Raw genomic sequence first — 20,024 nt, 5'->3', positions numbered from 1 at the left:
TTAAAACAATTTATTTGTTTGATTATAAAGCAGAACTTCCATTCCTTTATTATATCCACTTCTTTTTGCAATTACATCGCATTTAACTTTGAAAAGAAAATAAATAGGTCGAGTCTCGTTAAGTAATGATTCGTAATTACCCTGCCCTTTTGCAATACTATATCGGCTTTATTGTAAATTTCTAAAAATTCTGGTGTGCATTCACTCAAGTCGGTACCCGCAATAGTGCTACCACTTTCAATTACTTTACAGAGTTTATCAATTCCCAAATGTAATGCATCGTCAAATGTTATATCATTTAAAACAGGCTTTGAGCGTGTTGCAAAAACAACCTTTTTGGGAAGCAGCACGTTTATTAAAAATTTATCAAATAATGCTTCTTCGTAATTATCACCGATATAAAGAATAATATCTGCTTTTAGGTAATCTTCTCTGAATTTATTTAAAGCAGATAAATCTATATTATTGGAAGCAATTCGGTTGATTTCATATTCAATATCGAAATCGGGATTTGCAGCAAGATCAATTATGTTGCCAATTATAGCGGCACGCATCGCTGTATTGAGTTTATCGTTAGACCCTTCAACCATCATCTTTAAAAACATGTAATACTTTTCGGCTTTCTTTAAATTATTTTCCTTTATTTTATCATAAGGATTTTCTTTGCCATAATACTTTTCTACTATTGACTGCATTTTTTTGAAAACTTGGGCGCACTATAGTCGTCATCAATTTCTAAAGCTGCTGAGCATACCTCTTTGATAATTTTAAGTTGTAAATCTTTATTCCCATTTGTAAATAGCTTAGCAGTGTTATATGCTTGTTTAATAATACAGGGTACACATGCCGGATCAAAAAACATTTTACGCATCACCTTTATTTGCAAACTTAATAGCCAATTTATATGCCAAAAATCCACCTGGATTTTTAGTTGTTTTTCAAAGAATTATTTTAAAGAACATTGCATAAATGCAAAGTTTGAATAAGTGTATTTTATTATTGCACTAATCTTTTTATTAATTAAAGAATACGGGATGGAAGGAGTCCAGAACCAATCTACACAAACAAAGCAGCAATTTCTGTTACAGATAGAATTGCATCTATTGGAAAATATTGCAAAATAAATAGCTCTTAATTAAGTGGAGACAAGAATAACGGTATACGACGAGGAAGAGATAATCTCCCTCTTAGCAGTATCTTATTTACGAATTCAAGGAGCAAATTATAATTAATTCTGATTCTTTTACCGATACAAGAAATTCTGTAGATATTATAGATAAAAAAGCAAAATTAAAAACTGTTCGATTCAATAAGGTATTTATCCGTGTTTAATTGTAGATATTTTGGGGGATCGTCAGTAAACAATCGTCCAACATTTTTCTTTTCGCTTTTCTGTACTGACTATAAATTTTCGTTTCTTACACAGTCCCATTCCTACCTATAAATAACCTGTCGTTTTCCAATAAACTATCAATCATATTTAGAATAGTAATTTTTCAGAAAAGAAATTATTAAGCCATCTGGTAAGCTTTTTTTCACATCTCCTTGTTGAGGTATTCAGACATATCTAAAAGTATTAGGCAAGTTGCTTTGAATTGATGTGCTAATGTTATAAATATTTTGCTATTCTGAAGAACATTTGAAATAGGATACTCTGCTAAGTAGTATTCGAATTCTAAAATGTTCGTGCTGCATTTGTCAGTAACTTTCTACTTTTCAGAGCCGGTAATCTTTTCAGTTGTTTTATCAAAATAGAGTACCATAAATTTTTTGTTAAAAGTAATAATGCCTTCAGCCAAAGAGTCCAAGTCAAAATTTTTTTATTGCCTGTGAAGCCTATATCTCAGCTAACATTAGTTATTAAGTAAATACCGCCAAGTATTACAAGAACACCGCACATTCTTTTTGTCCATAAAATTGTTTTTGTGCCTTCTGACCAATTAAGATATTGTTGAACCTTTCCGGTAAAAGTTCCAGCTCCAACTATTACAGAACAGTGTCCAATTCCAAAAGCAAGGAGGAGTAAAATTGAAAAGATGAAATTCGTTTGTGCTGTTTGAAAAACAACACCGAGCACAGGTGCCATATAAGCAAATGTACAAGGACCGAGTGCCAACCCGAAAAGTAAACCAAGTATCAACGCTGCAACTAATCCTCTCGTTTTTGTTTGTTTAATAACAGAATTGTTCCAGTCTAACTTTATTATATCAAGAAGGTATAATCCAACAAAAAAGAAGATAACGGCAACAAAATAGTTTCCGAATGTACCGAGATCCCCCATTAATCTACCAAGGGATGCGGTAATAAACCCAATCAAAGCTATAGTTATTAAAATTCCCAACGAGAAAACAAGTGAAATATTAAACGTTCTTCCTACGGTCATTTTCCCTTGAGAACTTATAAAGCCAACTATCAGTGGAATACTTGAAAGATGACAGGGCGATAGCAGGATGCTGAGAACTCCCCATCCAAGGGATGCAAGTACCGCAATCCAGGCTGTCCCCATCATCGCTTCATAAAGTGCTGCGAATAAACTATCTAACATTATTTCCCTTTTTTTATTTAATATTGTTATTGCAGGTGTAGTAATCTCTAATATTTCAAGACTGCTTAGGCTCAAACACTCCAGCAATGGTAGTCATGTTTAACCTTTTGGTTTCAATCCTTTGCTCTGTAATATCTTGTCAATCTCAGCTTCAGGATAAAAGCCTTCGTGGCGATGAAACTCTTTTCCATTTTCATCCAGAAAAATCTGGGTAGGTATTAATTTTATTCCATATATCTGAGCATATTTTTTCTGCTGCGGAGTCCACACATCATAAAAAACAACCTTAATCTGGTCGCCATATTTCTTTTCAACAGCCTTCATAACTGGTTGCATCATTCTGCATGGCACACAATTGACCGATCCCAATTCAATGAATGTAACTTTTTCTTTTTTAATGTCTGATGTATTTGTTTTATAATTTTTTGATTGAGCGTTAAAGCTCTGAGTAGTAATGAATGTTATTAGCAATATTAATGATAGTACTTTCTTCATTTTAATCTCCGTTCAACCATTTTAAAATTTGTTCATCTTTTGGAATAATACCAAAGCTTTTTACCTCTTCATTAATAACCAATCCTGGAGTCATCATTATTCCATAGTTCATCATTTCATTAATATCTTCAACTTTTGTAACAATTGCCTCAATATTATTCTTAGCTATTATATCTTTTACTTTTGCTTCAAGCGTCCGGCATTTCGAGCAGCCAGGACCGAGAACTTTTACCGATAGCATAATTTACTTTTCTCCTTGTAAAATAGTTATTGAATTTGCAGTTGTATTCTTGACAGTTGTCCGTTTAATTTGCTTTATTATTTCAGTCCCGACTAATCTTCTGACATGCAGAATGAATGCAAGTACCGTTGCCCAATAAGTTTACAACTCCTATGCCAACATACTTGCCATAGTCGATATGTAATTCGAACAATTACGGCATCTTTTAATGAGCCTCATTCTCAAAGATGATAGCCGTTTCTCGAATCTGACTCTCACCAGGCTCAGATTCAATTTTTGCTGACAATTCCGTTGGTGATTAATTAATTTTATTTCCATTTTATATTAAGAATTATACTTCGGTATTAAACGAACTATTTTTTACAGGACAAAGCATATTTGTTAATAGATCTTACTTTCACACGGTCTTTTTCAACACTCTTTAAATCACCTATCCAAAAATCAAATGTCGTTAGAATTGCTAATATACGCTCATCAGACGCACTGCTATTTATATAATATTTAGTCCATCTCCCTTCTTTTTTCTCAATAATAAAGCCCGTCTTTTTTAACAAACTCAAATGTTGTGAAACTGTTGATGCTGCTAAGTTGAGAATACTCATTATTTCACAACCACATAATGGGCGTATTTGGAGCATTTTTATTATTCGCAGCCTGTTGTTATCTGATAATACTTTAAATAAATTTGGTGAGCTTTTCATAAAAATATACTTCGTTACACACCGAAATATAAGTATACCGAAGTCAACTTCAAAATTATTGGAGGATATTTTTAACTCCAAGTTTAACATATTCAAACTGAAGTTTAGTGTGGTTTATTTTATATTTTTTGTGGAGTTTTTGTTTAATTTGTTTTTGTATCTCCGAGGTTTTTTTACAGAGATATTAGTAACTACAATATCGGCCTCAAAATGAATATTGTTATAATACAATTTCCATAAATGAACGTGATGAATATTTTTTACTTTTCAGTAACATCTATTAGATTTTTTATTTCATCTAAATCTATTCCTTCCGGTATAGAAATCATAATTATATCAACCGTCTCTTTTACTATTTCGTAAGTTTATTTAAGAATGTAAAGAGAAATTAATATTGTTAAAAGTGGGTCAATCCAATAAAAATTTGAAAAAGATTATAAATGTTGCGCTGATAATTTCAGCAAGAGAAGAGACTGCATCGCTAAGTAAATGAAAATAAGCAGCATGGATATTTAAATTTCATTCCGAACCTTTTTTAAGTAAAAGCGTTTCAATAACGTTTGCAGCTAATTCTTTTGCTGTTACAATCAGCATTATATTTCAGGTTATTCGTTGTGGGTTATAGAATCTTTCAATCGCTCCTTTTATTAAAAAAACTGATTATGATAAGTGTACTCGCATTTAACATAGCCACTAAAATCTCGGCTAGTTTCAATCCAAACGTATATTTGAAAGATTTTGGTTTTTTGCTCAAGCATATTGCAATGTAGGTAATGATTATTCAATACCAATACTTAAGTTGTGGATTACTTCGGAAATGAGCGATAAACTGCCGGAAATGAATTCGCCAATTACTTTAGCTTTTGCTATAAAAAAGTTTAGAGCTATATAATTAACAAATTCTTTTCTGATGTTTCAGAATCATGTTTGTGTGAATGAATGTGTAATATATTTCACTCTTATTGTAATAGTGGACAGATAAGTTCAACCCGTTTGTTGAAAAAATTATAACCTATGAATCAAACTGACATAAGTATTCCATTAACTCAAATTATCCACATTGTGTTGATACTTTGCAGATAAATCCAACCCAACATTTTCACTTAGCGGAATTGCATAGCGAGTTCCGATACTAAAGCCCCATTCAGTTTTTGAATCTGAGGTATTAGCCGGACCAACCCAGCTGTACAAAATGGAAAACGGTTTCAGCCATCCCATACCAGCCGTTTACAAAATAATACTTTGTGCAGACTACTAATGAAACTACTGAATTTGTGAAACCATTGCTTTCTGCAAAACCAAGATAGTCAGGTTATTCCCAATCGGTGCCTAAAACATCAAAAAAATCACTCATTGGAAAATTTAATTGTGTCCCTCTGCTCAAAATGTTTGAACTTTTTGGTGAGGAAGCGTTAGAATTGCTTATTATTGTGGAGCGGCACAACGCCGCTCCGTTTATTGTCAGTTTATTAATGAACTTTTATTTTGCTGCACAATCGATACAAACGTGTTTACCGTTTTTTATTCTTCCATATCCTTCGACTGTCATTTCGCCGCACTCTTCGCAAACGAATCCGTTAAAGCTGTCTTTCTTTGGTTCGAGTTTATAATCAAACACTTCGGAAATGTTTAACAACATTTCTTCGGGTGCATTCATAACCTTTTGAATTAAAGGTTCAACAACTTCATCAGGAACCTGGCTCGCAGGAATTCCTTTTTCTCTGTACTCTTTGAAAAAGTCAGTCTGCTTGTTTGCAAGCATTGCTTCTGCTTTAGGCGTAACACGTACAGCTTTACCAGTTGCTTTGTCTACAACTGTAACAGCCCATTTCCCTTTGTGTGTTTTTTTGATGTTGCCTTTTCCAAAAGTAGTTCCCATAATTACCTGCAAACCATCTGCGTAACAAGTAGCACAGTGGTCCTCGCCAAGATCAACATACGCGAGTATCTGTCCGTCTTTGGCTCTTTCAACTCCGAGCTTGTTCATTGCTGCTGCGCCCACTCTTAACCCCATTGGCATTGCAGGACATTTATGTCCGTGGAACTTTTGTCCAAATTCTAACCATTCTTTTGGATTAACCATATTATAACTCCCTATTTTTATGAACGTTTATTTAATTAAAAAATATCTGATACTGTATTTGAAAAAAATATGTATTACCATCTTCATTAAACTGAGTTTTTAAATCAGCCATTATTTTATTTTTTTGTGTAAAGTAATAATTCATACCAATTAGATACCATTCGTTGTTATTTGTCTCGGGAATTAAATCATCATATTTTTCAATTTGTGCCAGCATTTGAAAATTTTTTGATAGATAATATCCTGCATAGGCATAATATCCCCAAGCATTCTTATTGATAATATTTGTTTTTACAAGTTCACTCTGGAATTCAAATTTATTGAACCTAAATTCTGATTGAAATCCATAACGATAATCATTGCCAGTTATAAATTCATGTGGGGGAAATATCCTGGCTAAAATTTGATTATCTAAATATCTGTAAGCAAAAGATGCCCCTATAGTTAAAAGTTCATCTTTATTGTTAAAAATATTGTAACTAATTTTTGAGGTGTAAAGAAGTTTATTGCTGATATTCCTGCCCGGTGTTTTCTGATTGCCATTAAAAATTCCGATACTAAATTTCATATTTGAATTGAGCAAATCAAAATTACCTTCAAGACCAATTTCTCGTGCTGAACTTTTATCTCCATGGATTAAGTTATTGATTACATTTGCTCGTTCTAATACCGGAATAAAAGCATCGGATTGCATTCTTTGCAAAGTAAAGTTCGGAACAAACTTACCAATCCTCAAAAATCCAACTTTATATTTTATATCAACAAAAGCATCCTGTAGGTATAAATTTTCATCAGTAGCTGAACGGTAAACTACCTGAACTTTATAAGTTACATTTTGCAGCTCGGGCGCTTTCCCATCAATCCAGAGTTTTGCTCTACGAATCATAAAATCATTCATATTATCAAAGTTGGTACTGAATCTTGTTTGAATGTAACCGTGCAATTCTGGTTCCGTATTTTGTGCCGATAGTGATAGACCAAAAATGAAATATACTATCAATGTTGAAATTCTTATATCATTGAGAGTAGCATGGAGTAATCTTATATGCTTAAATAAATTATATCTTCTCTCTGATTTTAAATTAGTAATGAAATGGACTAATAATTTCATATTACACCCAAAATCAGTTTAATTGCTATTCCAAGAAGCACAATAGCATACACTTGCTTGACCATTTTTGGTTTTGCTTTACCTGACATAAACATTGCTCCAAGTTGTGAAGCAATAATCACTGCAATCACGACTAGAATTGTTAGAGTCCAATTCATTTTTCCTTCGGCTGCGTGTCCTAAATATCCGCTGAAGGATGAGAATGTAACAACAAATGCAGTTGTAGCTGCTGCTTCTTTAGTTTTGTATCCCATCCACATCAATATTGGCGCGATTATAAATCCGCCACCGATGCCGAGCAATCCACCTGCAAAACCGGCAAAAGCTCCAACTCCGCTACCAATTAAAGAACGCTTTTTCAATGGCATTACTTCTTCTGGTTCTTTTTGATTTGAAGCCCAAAGAGTTCTTACTGCAGCCACTATAACTGCAAGTGCGAATAGGAGCATCAGAGGTTTTTCAGCAACAAACTGAGATGTGTAAGCCCCAATAGGTGAAAAGATTAACGCAGCAATTGCCATCGCTGCGCCGCCTTTCCAATCGACTAATTTTTTTCTTGAGTACGGTATTAGTGCAAGTAATGTGTTCAATCCATTTAATAATAAACCAAGCGGTATTGCTACTTCCTTCATTGAAAATCCCGCCCATTTGAGGATAGGTACATAAACCATACCCCCACCCAAGCCAAGCATAGCAAAGACGAAGGAAACAATAAATATTAAGATTGATACAATCAGGTATAACATATTTTTTCTCTTGATTTCTTTAGTAATTGCAAACGAGTTTTTTTGAGAAACGGCCTTTTATAATCAAATGGAAAGTTTCTTCATTTCGGTCCTAGTAATGACTTTATTATCCAATATTTGGTAAATGAATTATTACTTCTTCCTTTGTTCTTTCGGAACAGGGGATACATACTTTCTTCCCATCTTTAACACGCAAGTACCTTTCAAAAACATATTCACCGCATACTTCGCATTTAGCTTTATTGAAAGAACCTTTAACCGGTTGATAGTGAAAATCTTTTAAGATAGTCACTTCAAATAATTCTTCGTTGGAAGCATTAAGGACTATATCAATAATATCTTTTCTAATTTCCTCTGGAATTTCGGTTGGCTCAATACCTTGTTTACGATATTCAAAGAATTCGTGAGGTGCTAGTTTATCCTGAAATTCGTTTTTAAGAAAAATTCTTACTGCATCTTTCTTACCAGGGTACCAAAAAATTGCTGCAATTTTTCCGTAGTTCAATCTTTCAATCATACCTTTTCCAAAAGTTGCCCCAGTTGCCGCCATAATTCCATCCTGCATACAGCCTTGCGGATGGCCAACACCCATTTCAGAAAATACATGCATTTCGTGGTTTAGACTTTTTGCAACAGCAAGTTTTTCAAGAGCCAATGTTCCCATTCTGTAACCAATTGGCATAAATGGGCATCGATGCCCATGAAATTCAAAGCTCCATTCTGGTAATTGAAACATAATAACCTCCTAATGCAATTTTTCCGTGTGATCAATTATTGTATTGTTAAGAACAGCCTGGACTGCTTCATCAATATTTTTTATATCAGTAACAATTGGCCTTATATTTAATTGAATCAAGCTTTGGTAAGCACCGGTTCTCATTCCGCGTGCAAGTAAAATCTGGCAATCTTTAATTGCTTCTGCCATACTTACGTGTTTATTATGTGAATGTTCATCCATACCATGCAGTTCATTAGCCCGGTGATGATGTGCTTCTCGCGCAAAATTATGATGGTCAAGTTTTTCCCGGCGTTCTCTTTTAATGACTTTACCGTTTTCGATAAACAGCACTTCATAAAATCTTGCTCTTCCAAAGTGTTGACTTATAGTAACTCCATCATCGGTAACTGCAGCGATGTTGATGTTTTGATTTTTCATTTTAGGCTTCCTTTAATAAGTAATCGTTCACTCACTTATTATAACAAAAAATTTTATTTTTTTTCTAATACTCTTTTTATTAAGCAGATCATTTTTTCACAAAATTTTTCTTTCTTTGGTTCAACTTTTTGTAGAATCATTTCAATATTCAATGAAATTGGTATTCCCATATAAAGTGTAGCAACGTTATCAATATTTAACGATTTATCCCAGAGTCCCTCATTCATACCTTGTTTAATAATTCTGCTTATAAATTCTTTTTGTGTAAGCAAAATATCTCGCAAGCCACTCTTTAATTGCGAGTCGTTCATATGAGCAGCTTCGGAAAATAAAAGAATGGTAATTCCTCTGTTTTCGACAAGATATTTAATATGCTTACAAAGAAATTTGAAGAGTTTTTCTTCTGCATTAAGATCGGCCGAATAGGTTATTTCTTCTTGAGCTGCCAATAACTCATTTTTTACATCTTCAAGTATTGATAACATTATATCTTTTTTAGAAGAATAATGACGGAAAATAGCGCCTTCGGTAACTCCTATTTTTGAAGCTAAGTTTCTTGTAGATAGTTTTCCTATGCCTTCCGTAGAAATGATATCAAGTACTGCTTTTTTTATCTGCGCTTGTCTTGTTTCTGTATTTAATCTTTCTGTTGCCATTTTTCTACATAAAAGTAAACACTCACTTACTAAAATACATCTTTAAATTTTATTGTCAAGTACTTAATAAAAATAATTTTTTGATATGATTGAAGTCATAGTTAAAAAGTATCATTTCCGCATAAATGGTGCATATTACTTTCTCCTGTATAGTAATACCAATAAGAATTTAAATGTTCTTTACAGGTGTAGTGTTTACTAAAATATTATTCATCCCAGAAATACATCTTGGCCTCTGTTGAATATGGATGAGTACTCTGTATCTCTTTTAATGTCTTTCTAAGTAATGAATTATCCTTTATTTTGATGTAGCGTGCTGTTTCTCTGGCGATTAAAAGTTTTGGATAAAGTGATGTATCTATTAACTCATCAATATCTTTATCAATAATTTTTATTATATCCTCGTATCTGCCACGTGGCATAATTGTTTCAGCAATTCCTATTCTTAGCATCGCCCTGAATTCTTCCGCCGGCAGATAACCATTAAAATGAAAATAAGAATTGCCATTTTGATCAAGGAAATAGAATGCCGGAGTCCAGTAAGCTCCGAGCAACTTTCTAACTTCTCTGTCTTTAATCAAATCAAGTTTCAGAGGTACAAACCATTCATTCATCTCCTCAAGAACTTTTTTATCGAGATATGTCGTCGTGTTCATTTTTTTACAACCGCCGCAATTATCCATTTCAAATTGAAGAAGAATTAGTTTGTGCGTTTTTATCGCTTCTTCTTTTGCTTGTTCAAGATTTTTCAACCATTCCATGATTATTCCTTTCATAAATTTTATTTACAATTTTTTAGTTTACTAAATTATCACTTTATTTTAAACAAATTTCATACATCACTGGCAATTTCCGAATTATCACTCTTTCCCGCTGAAACAATTTTAAACGGAGAACAACAAGGGACTCCCTCATCTGCACTTCTCAAATAGGAGGCATGTATTTGGAAATTTACGACATCAAACGGATTACCGGCAACCAATGTTTTAAGAATTTTGTGCAATTCTTTTTCTCCAAATTGTTCGGCGAATTCAAGTTTTATTCTTGTTGTTAATTTTGCTTGATACAGCTTTTGCTTTTGCCTTTTCTTTTAGAATTTTTTCCTCGCGTTTTTCTTTTCCTTCTTTTCTTACTTGCGTAAATATTTTTATATTCTTTCTCAAATTTCCATATCATATCACGACCTGGAAAAGTAATTGCTTCTATTGAACAAGCCGTAGAGCAAGTTGAGCAGTCAACCATACAATTGTAATTTGTTTCCTCAGTCGCTTTACAAGTAGTTTTGTTATACTTAAATACTTAGCGTCCGCAGTTTATAATAACACAACTCGCAGCCGGTGCACTTATCCACATTAGTAGCTGTAAACCACGTAATTTCTCTTCTTGATATTCTGTGCCAAAACTGAATTGATATTTTTACCAATTAAAAAATCTCATAATTATGTTCTTATAAAGTTGCCAGATACGGCTTACTAAACTCGCTCATAAATTTGTTGAAGTTTTTTTTGGCTTCTTCAAAATTATCATCTTTAATTCCTTCCTGCCACAAGCGCACTAATTCTTCTACAGGAGCAAAAAGTTCATTAAACTTTGCATCGTTTTTTTTTCTGCTGATAGGATTTTACTTTCCGATAAACCACGTCAACAATTTCAAGATGATTTTTTGCCCCTTCAACATTTCCAGCGAGATACATATCCATTACATTTTTTATTTCTGCTCTCCATGAAAACATCAAGTCAGTTAAATCTGTTCTGCCGTTATTCCTGTGCATCTTTCCAAAAGTCATACAATAATATGGACAATACTTTTGTGCGAGTCGATATTGTTTCTTCTCTGCTCTTTCTCGAATAACATTTGTATTGTCCATTAGATCTTCAAAATAAGTTTTCCACAATGGATCCTTTGCATATTCAGCCGGCGGATTATTCAAATATTTCTCAGCGAGAATTTTTAATTCAGCATCAAGTTCATCAAGTTTTTTAATGAATTTCTCATGCTCAAATGTGTCCATATTCTTCAGCATGCCACAAGTTACTATTGCCTTCTTATGCCAAGGGGCAATTTCATCATCAAATTCGCTGCGGTTGATTGTTTGGGTTAAAGAATAGCTGCTTATTGCGAAGAAAGACAGAATAAATAAGAGTTTTTGAGTTTTCATCTTATAGTCCTTTTTTCTTTAATATTTCTATTTAACAGCGTTGCTAATTATTAATTCTTTCTTCTTTCAAAAATCAAATACAAGGCAGGGAGAAAGAGAAATACCAGTACTAAACCAAATATCAATCCTCCAATTACAGCAATTGCCATTGGCTTCAATAATTCCGTTCCTTCGCCTATACTTAACGCAAGCGGGAGTAGACCAATTATTCCAACAATGTCAGTCATCAAAATTGGACGTAAACGGACAACTGCTGCTTTTTGAATTGCTTCAATCAAACTCATTCCTTGTTCACGAAGCTGATCTATAAATGTAATAAGAATTACACCTTGATTAATTTCAATTCCAGCAAGGATGATAAAACCAATCATCACCGTTACGCCTATTGGCTGATTGGTAAGATAAAGAGCATAGGAGACTCCAATAAGTGAGAGTGGAACTCGAATAAGAATAATGAACGGTTTAATAAAATCCTCGAAGTTGATTACAAGCACCACATACGCAAAAAACATCGCTATTAGTAAAATAATTACCATTGTTTGGAAATTTTCTCTTAACATTTGCGATTGGCCGCCAAAATTTATTTTATATCCAAGGGGCAAATTACAACCACTAAGTAGCTTTTGAATATCGGCTGTAGCTTCGCCGACAGTTCTTCCCGTAACGTTCGCTGTTGCTTTGATCACGCGATTCTGGTCCTTTCTATCAATCTCCAGTGGACCCGAACGCTGTTCAACTTTAGCAATTGTGTTTAATCTAATCTTGCTACCATTGCTTGGATAAATTGAAAGATTTTCAACATCACTAACACTTTTAATATCATTTTCATCAACCACAATTCTTATAGGATAGTAGTAACCTTCCTCTTTAAATTGCGTTGGAACGGCTCCGTCAATGCTCGATTTAATTGTGGAAGCTATCTGGTTAACACTTAATCCTTGATCAATCGCTTTAGTTCTATCAACAAATATTTGATATTCCGGTTTAGTAATATCTATCGAAACATCAATGCCTGTTAGGCCATCAACTTGCTTAAGTATATTTGAAACACGATTTGCATGCTCATAAATATTTTCGATAGGCTCGCTGCGTGGAGCAATTACTTCTACTTCTATATCGAACTCACCGGTTTGTTTTATTCCTTTCAGCTTCGTGTGAAATACTTTCATCTTCAATCCAGGGAATTTTATATTTTGCTGAACTAACGGTGTAAGCCATTCGACATATTCATCCGTCGTCATTGGTCTTTGGGAAGGTTTAACAAGCTGGATATTAATCTCGCCTTCATTTGCAATTTCATAAGTTACTAATCCCCATATCTTCCCGCCAGAAAGAGAAGAATATTTATCGATGTATGGCTGCTCTTTAACAAAATTTTCGAGCTGCGAAATAACTTTGTGTGTTTCTTCCATCGGAGAACCGGTGGGCATTTTTATTTTGACTGTTATCTGTCCGTCATCTGCCTTCGGTAAAAATTCAGAACCGATTTTATTTAAGAAAATTAATCCAACAAAAAAAAGTGCAAGGGTAATTAGAACAACAATCCATCGATACTTCAGAGACCATCGAAGCAATGGTTTATATGGTTTAATAATGATTTTTATTAATCCATCAGCAAGTTTAGAAATAATTCCCTTTTTAACATGAACTGGCTTGCCTTCCTTAAAGAAAAGGGAAGTTAGTGTTGGCGTTAAGGTTAATGCCACAATTAATGACAATGTGATGGTTATGGCAACAGTTATTATCAATTCCTTAAACAAAAGAGAAACCAAACCTGAGACTAAAAGGAAAGGAAGAAATAAAGCGATAAATGTGAGAGTTGCTGTAAGTACAGCACCACTTACTTGTGCTGCACCTTTTTGAACGGGATGTTGTTCTGCAAGCTCTTCTTCTTGAATACGTGTAATATTTTCAAGGACAACGATACAATTATCAAGCAAAACCGTTATCGCCACAACCAATCCCCCGAGTGTAAAGATGTTGATTGAAAAATTCAGGATCTGCATAAAGAAAAAAGTTCCAAGAAGTGTAACGGGAAGTGTAAGCGAAACAATTAAAACTCTTTTCCATCCCGTCAAGAAAAATGCCGTTACGATAACGACAAGAAAAGCTGCGATCAAGGCCGCATCACGAACACCGGCAACTGCAGCACGTATATATTCTGCCTGGTCATAAATTATATTAAGACTTATTGAAGGAGGAATCACTGTTTTTAATTCTTTTAGTTTTTCGGTAACTAAATCCGATACTTCAACAGTATTAGCCCCGGTCTGCTTGAAAACGGAAAGTTTTACACCTTCTACACTATTTAATTTATTTTTTATTCGTTGAATTGCATAGCCATCTTTAACCTCCGCAACATCTTTAAGAAGTACTAATCCTTCGTTCTTTCCTTTAGAAATAATAAGATTCTCTATTTCATTAATATTAGTAAATTCACCGACAGTTCTGACAATATAATCTCTTCTATCAGATATTACTCTTCCACCGAGAAGTTCAAGATTTTCGTCTTTCAAACGTTGTGCAATTTTATCAACGGACAAACCATAACCCTGCAGTTTTAAAGGGTCGATATGGACTCGTATTTCTCTTTTTAATCCACCGGTTATTTCTGTTCCTGCAGTTCCTTCAATGGAAGTAAATTGGTCCTGGAGTTCATTCTCAACGTAAGTCCGCAGTTTTGTTAAATCCAGTTTGTCAGAGGTAATCAGCAAATCCATGACGGGCAATTGAGAAGGATCAGCTTTGAACACAAGCGGCTCTTCGGCATCTTTTGGCAAATTTTTTCTTACCAGTCCAAGTTTTGAGAGCACATCCTGGTAAGCTATATCACGGTCGGCATCGTAAGTAAAATAAACTTGCAGAGCGTACAAACCTTCTGTGCATTGTGATTCCATATAATCAAGGTTGTCAACAGTAGCAATTTTCCGTTCGATTACAGTTGCAATATTATCTTCAATTTCTTCGGGGGTAGCACCTCGCCACGTAACATAAACTTTTATCATCGGATAAGTGATATCTGGCAGAAGGTTTGTTGCGAGTTGTGTATATCCAAGAATACCAATCACAACAATTGCAATCATTAAAACGATAACGGTTGCCGGTCTTTTAATTGATGAAGTTGACAGTCTCATTTCTTTTTCCCGCCTTCATTTTTCGTTTTCTGTTTCTGTACCATAACCTTGATTCCATCTTTTAAAACCTCTTGCCCCATCACAACAATTTTATCTCCTTCATTCAAGCCAGATACTACTTCTGTAAATTTTTCATTCGATATCCCGGTAGTAACAATCTTTTGATAGGCAGTTGTTCCTTCCGAAGGAGTATCCTTTATAATATAAACTATTTTCTCACCTTCTTGATTTACAATGAAAACATCATTGGGAACGATAAGGGCTTTATCCTTTTTATCAGTGATTAGTTCAAGCTCTGCCATCATTCCCGGTGTTATTTCATTTGTGTTATTGATGAGTTTTAATTCAATGGGGAAATTTCTTGTCGCAGCGTCAATTTGTTGATACTTCAGCGTAATCCTGGCTGCGAATTCTTTTTCAGGCATAGCATTAAATTTCACTCTCCGCTTATCGCCCGGTTTAATTTTAGAGAATAAATCCTCCGAGACAGAAGATTTAATTATAAGCGAATTGAAGTCCACAATAGTAAAAAGATTTTGCTTTGCAGAAACTGCACTTCCTAATTCGATAAATTTTTGAGTAATAGTACCGTTTAACGGAGAAATTACCGGAATACCGAGAAATAATTTATCAGCATATTCTAATTCTCTCTTTGCTTGCTCAAGTTGCGAATTCAATTGAGAGTATTCATTACTGTTAATAGAAGTTTTTTTGAGTTTTGATGTTAACTCATCGATTTTATTTTTCGCTTGAGATATAAGCGAGGCTCTTTCCTGCGAAGCAATTATTGCCAGCACTTTATCTTTTCTTACGAATTGATTTTCTTGAACATTTAGCTTTTCAATAAAACCATCTGATGAAGCAACAATAGTCGTCATCACCTTCGCTTCCACTGTACCAATTAGCTTAACTGATTTTGTAATCGGTCTATACTTTATTTCTTCAACTTTTACAAGTGGAGTTTTCGGTTTCGGCTTTTCTGATTTTACTTCCTTTGAGCATCCTGTTATCAGTATTGCCAAAAGAGCAATTGATATAAGTATTTTTGTTTTCATTGATTTCTTTCCATTTTTTATCTAAAAAATCACAATAATCAGAATGCTGATTCAACGGATTTGTCTAACTTATGCTGATCGATTCTGCAAATACCTGCACAGTTATTTCAGTCCGCCCTCTATTGGGTAAAAGGTATTTCATCTCTACCAATGTTGTAATTCAGTTCAGCAATCGTTGATAAAAAATCAATTATAATCTGGTTATAATTCAGTTTAGCAGTCGTTAATATTTTTTCAGCATCCAGTACATCGAGACTACTTCCTTTGCCTATGTTGTATTTCAAATTAGCTGTAGATAAGCTTTCTTCTGCAAGCTTAACAATTTTTTGAGTTCCGCTCAATCTGCTTTTAATATCTTCCAACTTTATTAAATTATTTTTTACACTTGTTTCAAGTTGCTGAAAAATAGCAGATTCATTTTCATTCAATGCATCAATTCGAATTTGAGCCTGCTCGATCTTGTCCTGAAAATTCGCACCGTGGAAGAAGGGGAGAGAATAAGAAATTGTTACTCCAATATTCCAATTAAAATTTCCCATTGGAATTTTACTATCCTCAACATTTGTAATTCCAAATGCATAAAAATTTGGATAATATTCTTTGTTAAATAATTGGATTTCTTTTGCTCTTAGTTCTTTTTGTGTACAAATATTTTCTAAATCGGGGTGCATGTTTCCTAACAAGTTTTTCAATTCGTTTAAGTCATAAATCTTACCCGAATATTTATTCCACCATTCATCGGCATTATCCACTACATCAAAAGAGTCCGCCAATGTGTTCCCACAGAGTACGTTTAAATTATTTCTCTGTACATCAAGCAGATTTTTTGCTTTTGACAGCTCATCAAGTGCGACTTCAATCTGCACGTTCGCTTTAATTACATCAAGATTTGAAACTTTGCCAATGCTGTAGAGAGCCTCAGCATTTTTAAGATGTTCTTTCAACTGTGCGATCGATTCTTCTTGAATCTGCACTGTTCTTTTAGCTTTAAGCAATTCGAGATAATTCTTTGCTATAGAATAAGAAATAGCTAGACGTAATTTTTTTCCAAAGTTTCGATCAATGTTAGCCGTTTCATCAATATATTCTTTTTGCAGCGTATTTTTATTCCAGTCATAAATAAGCTGATTGATTCTGAAATCGGCATAAATGTCATTTAGTGAATTGCCCAGAAGTTTTTGTTTATTTGGAAGAAGGTATTTCCATCTCGAAATGTTCAAATCAAAAAATAACTGCGGCTGGTAATTTTTGTCCAGGTAATCAAGCTGTTTCAATACAGCCTGTATATTTTTATCATTGGCTCTCAATTGTGGATAATTTTCAAATGCAATATTAATAAGTTCATTTAGATTATATTGCTTTTTAGATGTCTGAGCCTCAATGGGTTTAAAGAAAAACAGAGCTATAATTAACGCTACCAACCATACTAAAAATTTTTGTTGCATTATATTTTTTCTCCAACTCTTTTTGCAAATGCCTGATAAATTTGTTTTGCGCGAGACCTGTCAATCGCTTTTGATTTCAGATATTTTATATTTTCGTAAACCATATCAAGCTTTGCAGATGGCAGGCCGAGAATTGCCTCGCTTGATTTTGCATCGGTAGCGTCGCGGCATCCGTAGCATCCGAAGCTCATATTTATCTTTTGAGTCTTGAATGGAAGAACTATAGCATCCACGCATATGGCTTGGAGAATGCTTGTGCTCATATTCAATCTCCCGCCTTCTTCATTCAGATATGCAAGTGAAATCCACATCAGTTTTTCCACTTCATCCTCAATTACAATCACATCTGGATTATCTTCCCAATCTTTCAACGGTTTTGCTTCGATAGCCTCGTATTTACTCTGCTCGAGTCGTGGCATAGCTTCCATTACTTTCACAGCCACATCTTTATCTCTGAATATTCCATAACCTTGCAGCATTGTTCCGTCTTGTAAATTTTTGGGTAGTGGTTTAAATCCCAAAGCCGCTGCGGCAGCCGGACAAGAAATGCCATCTTTTGTCAATACTAATTTTTCACCCTTTCTTGCACGCATAACCAATTGGCAAATTCTGTGATCTTCCGCTTTTGGAATTCCATTTAGAGAATAAGTTTCATAAAATTTAATTCCTACTGGCTCATATTCTAATCCTACCGATTGTATTAATGTTTCTGATATTGTTCTAAATTTTGTTTCCATTTTTAATTCTCCAATAAATACCTGTTTAGTTCAGAATAGATATTTTCTTCTCTTGTAAAACGATGTATCTCTTTATTCTCTGAATCGAGAATGATAACTGTCGGCACGAAATCCACTTTGTATTTCTGCTGAATTTCAAAATCTTCCCAGGTATCAATGATTGCATAATCGAAATTATTTTCTTTACAGAATTTCTGTATTTCAGCTTCTTGATGATAACACATATCCAGCGCGCATTCACAAGACATTGAGGTAGAAAAAACAAGAATTTTTTGTTTAGAAGCTTTAAGCGCTTTCTGATAAAAATAATTATAACTTAGCGAGTTGAACTTATTATTCACAGCCAGGAAAATTTTTTTGAGAGTATCAATATTTTCCACATGCTTTAGCGAGCTCAAAAAAAGATCATATTCGGTTTTTAACTTAGAAGCTACAAATCCAGAATATTCATCAGTATAAGAAGATTTCAGCAAGTTATCTAAGTCGGTATATTTATTCTGATCCGGTAATTTTGAATGATGAAAGGAAATATTAATATCACTTATTTCGTTTCTAAGCTGGTCAATTTTATATTGAGAAAAAGACGTATTATAAAACAAGATTAGGAACAAAATTTTCAAGACTATATATTTCATACAGTACCAAGCAACCTGTATAATGATTAATTATTGTGAATTGTCATTAAGCCATTTTAGAATTTGTTCTTCTTTAGGAACTATACCAAAACTTACTACTTTTTCATCCACTACAAGTCCTGGTGTCATCATTATACCGTAACTCATCATTTCATTTATATCTTCCACTTTTTTAACTTCGGCTTGAATATTGTTTTTCATAACCACATCTCTAACTTTCGCTTCGAGAGCTCTACATTTACTGCAGCCGGGTCCTAATATTTTTACAACCATAGAAACATTCCTCCTTTTAAGTTTATTCGATGAGTTTTTTTTCACACTGTTGAATTTTTTCATAAGCGGTTTTAACAGCATCGTAAAAAATTTGTTTTTCGATTTCCTCGTTAATCGTTCTTGTTCCTATCATGCCCAATAATTCATCAGGGTCTTTCATTGTCTGTAGTATTAATTCCGCTGTACCTTTCATTGTTCCGACAACTAATTTGTTAGCCAATTCTTTATCAAACCCTTTTTGTTCAGTAAATTCCAATAATGATTTAACTGCAGGTAACCAATATGTTGGTCCAACTGCAGTAACTGCGGTCGCAATATTCATCAGTTCTTCATCAATTTCTATCGCGTCACCAAATACGGAAAGTATCTTTTGAACATTTTGTTTCAATTCTTCATTAACGAATTTACCACAGCAGTAGGGATTTACACCTTTGCCAACTTGAGACGGCGTGTTGGGTATAACCCGAACGACGGGAGAATTTTCACATAAGACACTTTCAATCAACCAGGTAGGAATAGCAGCAGCAAGGGAAATGATTAGTTGCTTTTTTACAATCCCACGACAGTTTTCCGATAAAACAATTTTAATTTGTTTTGGAGGTACTGCAAGAAATACAATATCGCCAAACTCAGCAGATTCATTGTTATTTTCGGTCACGCGTATACAGAATTTTTCTTTTAAGTATTCGAGTCTACTCTTATCAACATCCGATACCATTAAATTTTCTTTGGAAGCAAATTCTACATCGAGAAGGCGACTTATAAATACTTCACTAATTTTTCCTCCACCGATGAATGATATTTTTCTTTCTTCTATGTTTTTCATTTTTTAACCTCTAAATAGAATTCAAA

Annotated in this window: 22 protein-coding genes and 1 pseudogene; all 23 read right to left on the bottom strand. The window is 33.9% G+C overall.

Annotated features, from left to right (window positions below):
- A pseudogene (locus ACUN8G_RS07575) lies at window positions 1-695 on the bottom strand (damage-control phosphatase ARMT1 family protein).
- Between the two features lie 1,148 nt (window positions 696-1,843).
- Entirely contained in the window at window positions 1,844-2,545 is a 702-nt protein-coding gene (locus ACUN8G_RS07570; protein ID WP_437346361.1) for a cytochrome c biogenesis CcdA family protein, read from the bottom strand.
- Window positions 2,546-2,644: 99 nt separating this feature from the next.
- The gene (locus ACUN8G_RS07565; RefSeq protein ID WP_437346362.1) at window positions 2,645-3,040 is read right to left on the bottom strand and encodes a thioredoxin family protein; all 396 of its coding nucleotides are present in this window, start codon (window positions 3,038-3,040) and stop codon (window positions 2,645-2,647) included.
- A gap of 1 nt (window position 3,041) precedes the next feature.
- Entirely contained in the window at window positions 3,042-3,281 is a 240-nt protein-coding gene (locus ACUN8G_RS07560) for a thioredoxin family protein (RefSeq protein ID WP_437346363.1), read from the bottom strand.
- A gap of 353 nt (window positions 3,282-3,634) precedes the next feature.
- Entirely contained in the window at window positions 3,635-3,982 is a 348-nt protein-coding gene (locus ACUN8G_RS07555) for an ArsR/SmtB family transcription factor (protein WP_437346364.1), read from the bottom strand.
- A 631-nt stretch (window positions 3,983-4,613) separates the two neighbouring features.
- Window positions 4,614-4,736 (bottom strand): hypothetical protein, encoded by a 123-nt coding sequence (locus ACUN8G_RS07550; protein ID WP_437346365.1) that lies wholly within the window; start codon window positions 4,734-4,736, stop codon window positions 4,614-4,616.
- A gap of 287 nt (window positions 4,737-5,023) precedes the next feature.
- Window positions 5,024-5,200 carry a hypothetical protein gene (locus tag ACUN8G_RS07545; protein ID WP_437346366.1) on the bottom strand — a complete coding sequence of 59 codons (177 nt, stop codon included), beginning with the start codon at window positions 5,198-5,200 and terminating at the stop codon, window positions 5,024-5,026.
- A gap of 262 nt (window positions 5,201-5,462) precedes the next feature.
- The gene (locus ACUN8G_RS07540; protein ID WP_437346367.1) at window positions 5,463-6,065 is read right to left on the bottom strand and encodes an FmdE family protein; all 603 of its coding nucleotides are present in this window, start codon (window positions 6,063-6,065) and stop codon (window positions 5,463-5,465) included.
- Window positions 6,066-6,096: 31 nt separating this feature from the next.
- On the bottom strand, window positions 6,097-7,176 hold the full coding sequence (locus tag ACUN8G_RS07535) for a porin (protein ID WP_437346368.1): 1,080 nt from the start codon (window positions 7,174-7,176) through the stop codon (window positions 6,097-6,099).
- Entirely contained in the window at window positions 7,173-7,922 is a 750-nt protein-coding gene (locus ACUN8G_RS07530) for a sulfite exporter TauE/SafE family protein (RefSeq protein WP_437346369.1), read from the bottom strand. The genes ACUN8G_RS07535 and ACUN8G_RS07530 overlap by 4 nt, the downstream gene beginning before the upstream one ends.
- A 106-nt stretch (window positions 7,923-8,028) precedes the next feature.
- A complete protein-coding gene (locus ACUN8G_RS07525) occupies window positions 8,029-8,658 on the bottom strand; it encodes an FmdE family protein (protein ID WP_437346370.1) in 630 nt (209 codons plus the stop codon).
- A gap of 9 nt (window positions 8,659-8,667) precedes the next feature.
- Window positions 8,668-9,078: a NifB/NifX family molybdenum-iron cluster-binding protein gene (locus ACUN8G_RS07520; protein ID WP_437346371.1), complete on the bottom strand. Its 411-nt coding sequence runs from the start codon at window positions 9,076-9,078 to the stop codon at window positions 8,668-8,670.
- Window positions 9,079-9,131: 53 nt separating this feature from the next.
- On the bottom strand, window positions 9,132-9,734 hold the full coding sequence (locus tag ACUN8G_RS07515; protein WP_437346372.1) for a TetR/AcrR family transcriptional regulator: 603 nt from the start codon (window positions 9,732-9,734) through the stop codon (window positions 9,132-9,134).
- Between the two features lie 206 nt (window positions 9,735-9,940).
- The gene (locus ACUN8G_RS07510; protein WP_445480922.1) at window positions 9,941-10,495 is read right to left on the bottom strand and encodes a thioredoxin family protein; all 555 of its coding nucleotides are present in this window, start codon (window positions 10,493-10,495) and stop codon (window positions 9,941-9,943) included.
- Between the two features lie 270 nt (window positions 10,496-10,765).
- Window positions 10,766-10,897: a hypothetical protein gene (locus ACUN8G_RS07505; protein ID WP_437346374.1), complete on the bottom strand. Its 132-nt coding sequence runs from the start codon at window positions 10,895-10,897 to the stop codon at window positions 10,766-10,768.
- Between the two features lie 420 nt (window positions 10,898-11,317).
- Window positions 11,318-11,893 (bottom strand): hypothetical protein, encoded by a 576-nt coding sequence (locus tag ACUN8G_RS07500; protein ID WP_437346375.1) that lies wholly within the window; start codon window positions 11,891-11,893, stop codon window positions 11,318-11,320.
- Between the two features lie 50 nt (window positions 11,894-11,943).
- On the bottom strand, window positions 11,944-15,027 hold the full coding sequence (locus ACUN8G_RS07495; RefSeq protein ID WP_437346376.1) for an efflux RND transporter permease subunit: 3,084 nt from the start codon (window positions 15,025-15,027) through the stop codon (window positions 11,944-11,946).
- Window positions 15,024-16,082 carry an efflux RND transporter periplasmic adaptor subunit gene (locus ACUN8G_RS07490; RefSeq protein ID WP_437346377.1) on the bottom strand — a complete coding sequence of 353 codons (1,059 nt, stop codon included), beginning with the start codon at window positions 16,080-16,082 and terminating at the stop codon, window positions 15,024-15,026. Before ACUN8G_RS07490 ends, ACUN8G_RS07495 begins: the two co-directional genes overlap by 4 nt.
- Window positions 16,083-16,201: 119 nt before the next feature.
- Window positions 16,202-17,527, bottom strand: a complete 1,326-nt coding sequence (locus ACUN8G_RS07485) for a TolC family protein (protein ID WP_437346378.1) — start codon at window positions 17,525-17,527, stop codon at window positions 16,202-16,204.
- Window positions 17,527-18,264, bottom strand: coding sequence for a DUF169 domain-containing protein (locus ACUN8G_RS07480; RefSeq protein WP_437346379.1), 738 nt, complete (start codon window positions 18,262-18,264; stop codon window positions 17,527-17,529). Before ACUN8G_RS07480 ends, ACUN8G_RS07485 begins: the two co-directional genes overlap by 1 nt.
- Before the next feature lie 2 nt (window positions 18,265-18,266).
- A complete protein-coding gene (locus ACUN8G_RS07475; RefSeq protein ID WP_437346380.1) occupies window positions 18,267-18,899 on the bottom strand; it encodes a TlpA family protein disulfide reductase in 633 nt (210 codons plus the stop codon).
- 30 nt (window positions 18,900-18,929) lie between these two features.
- Window positions 18,930-19,172, bottom strand: coding sequence for a thioredoxin family protein (locus ACUN8G_RS07470; protein WP_437346381.1), 243 nt, complete (start codon window positions 19,170-19,172; stop codon window positions 18,930-18,932).
- Between the two features lie 22 nt (window positions 19,173-19,194).
- A complete protein-coding gene (locus ACUN8G_RS07465) occupies window positions 19,195-19,998 on the bottom strand; it encodes a pyrroline-5-carboxylate reductase family protein (protein WP_437346382.1) in 804 nt (267 codons plus the stop codon).
- Window positions 19,999-20,024: the final 26 nt, after the last annotated feature.

Source organism: Melioribacter sulfuriphilus (assembly GCF_052656625.1).
The sequence above is the reverse complement of the archived record's forward strand: the minus strand, read 5'-3'. Positions and strand labels throughout refer to the sequence as shown.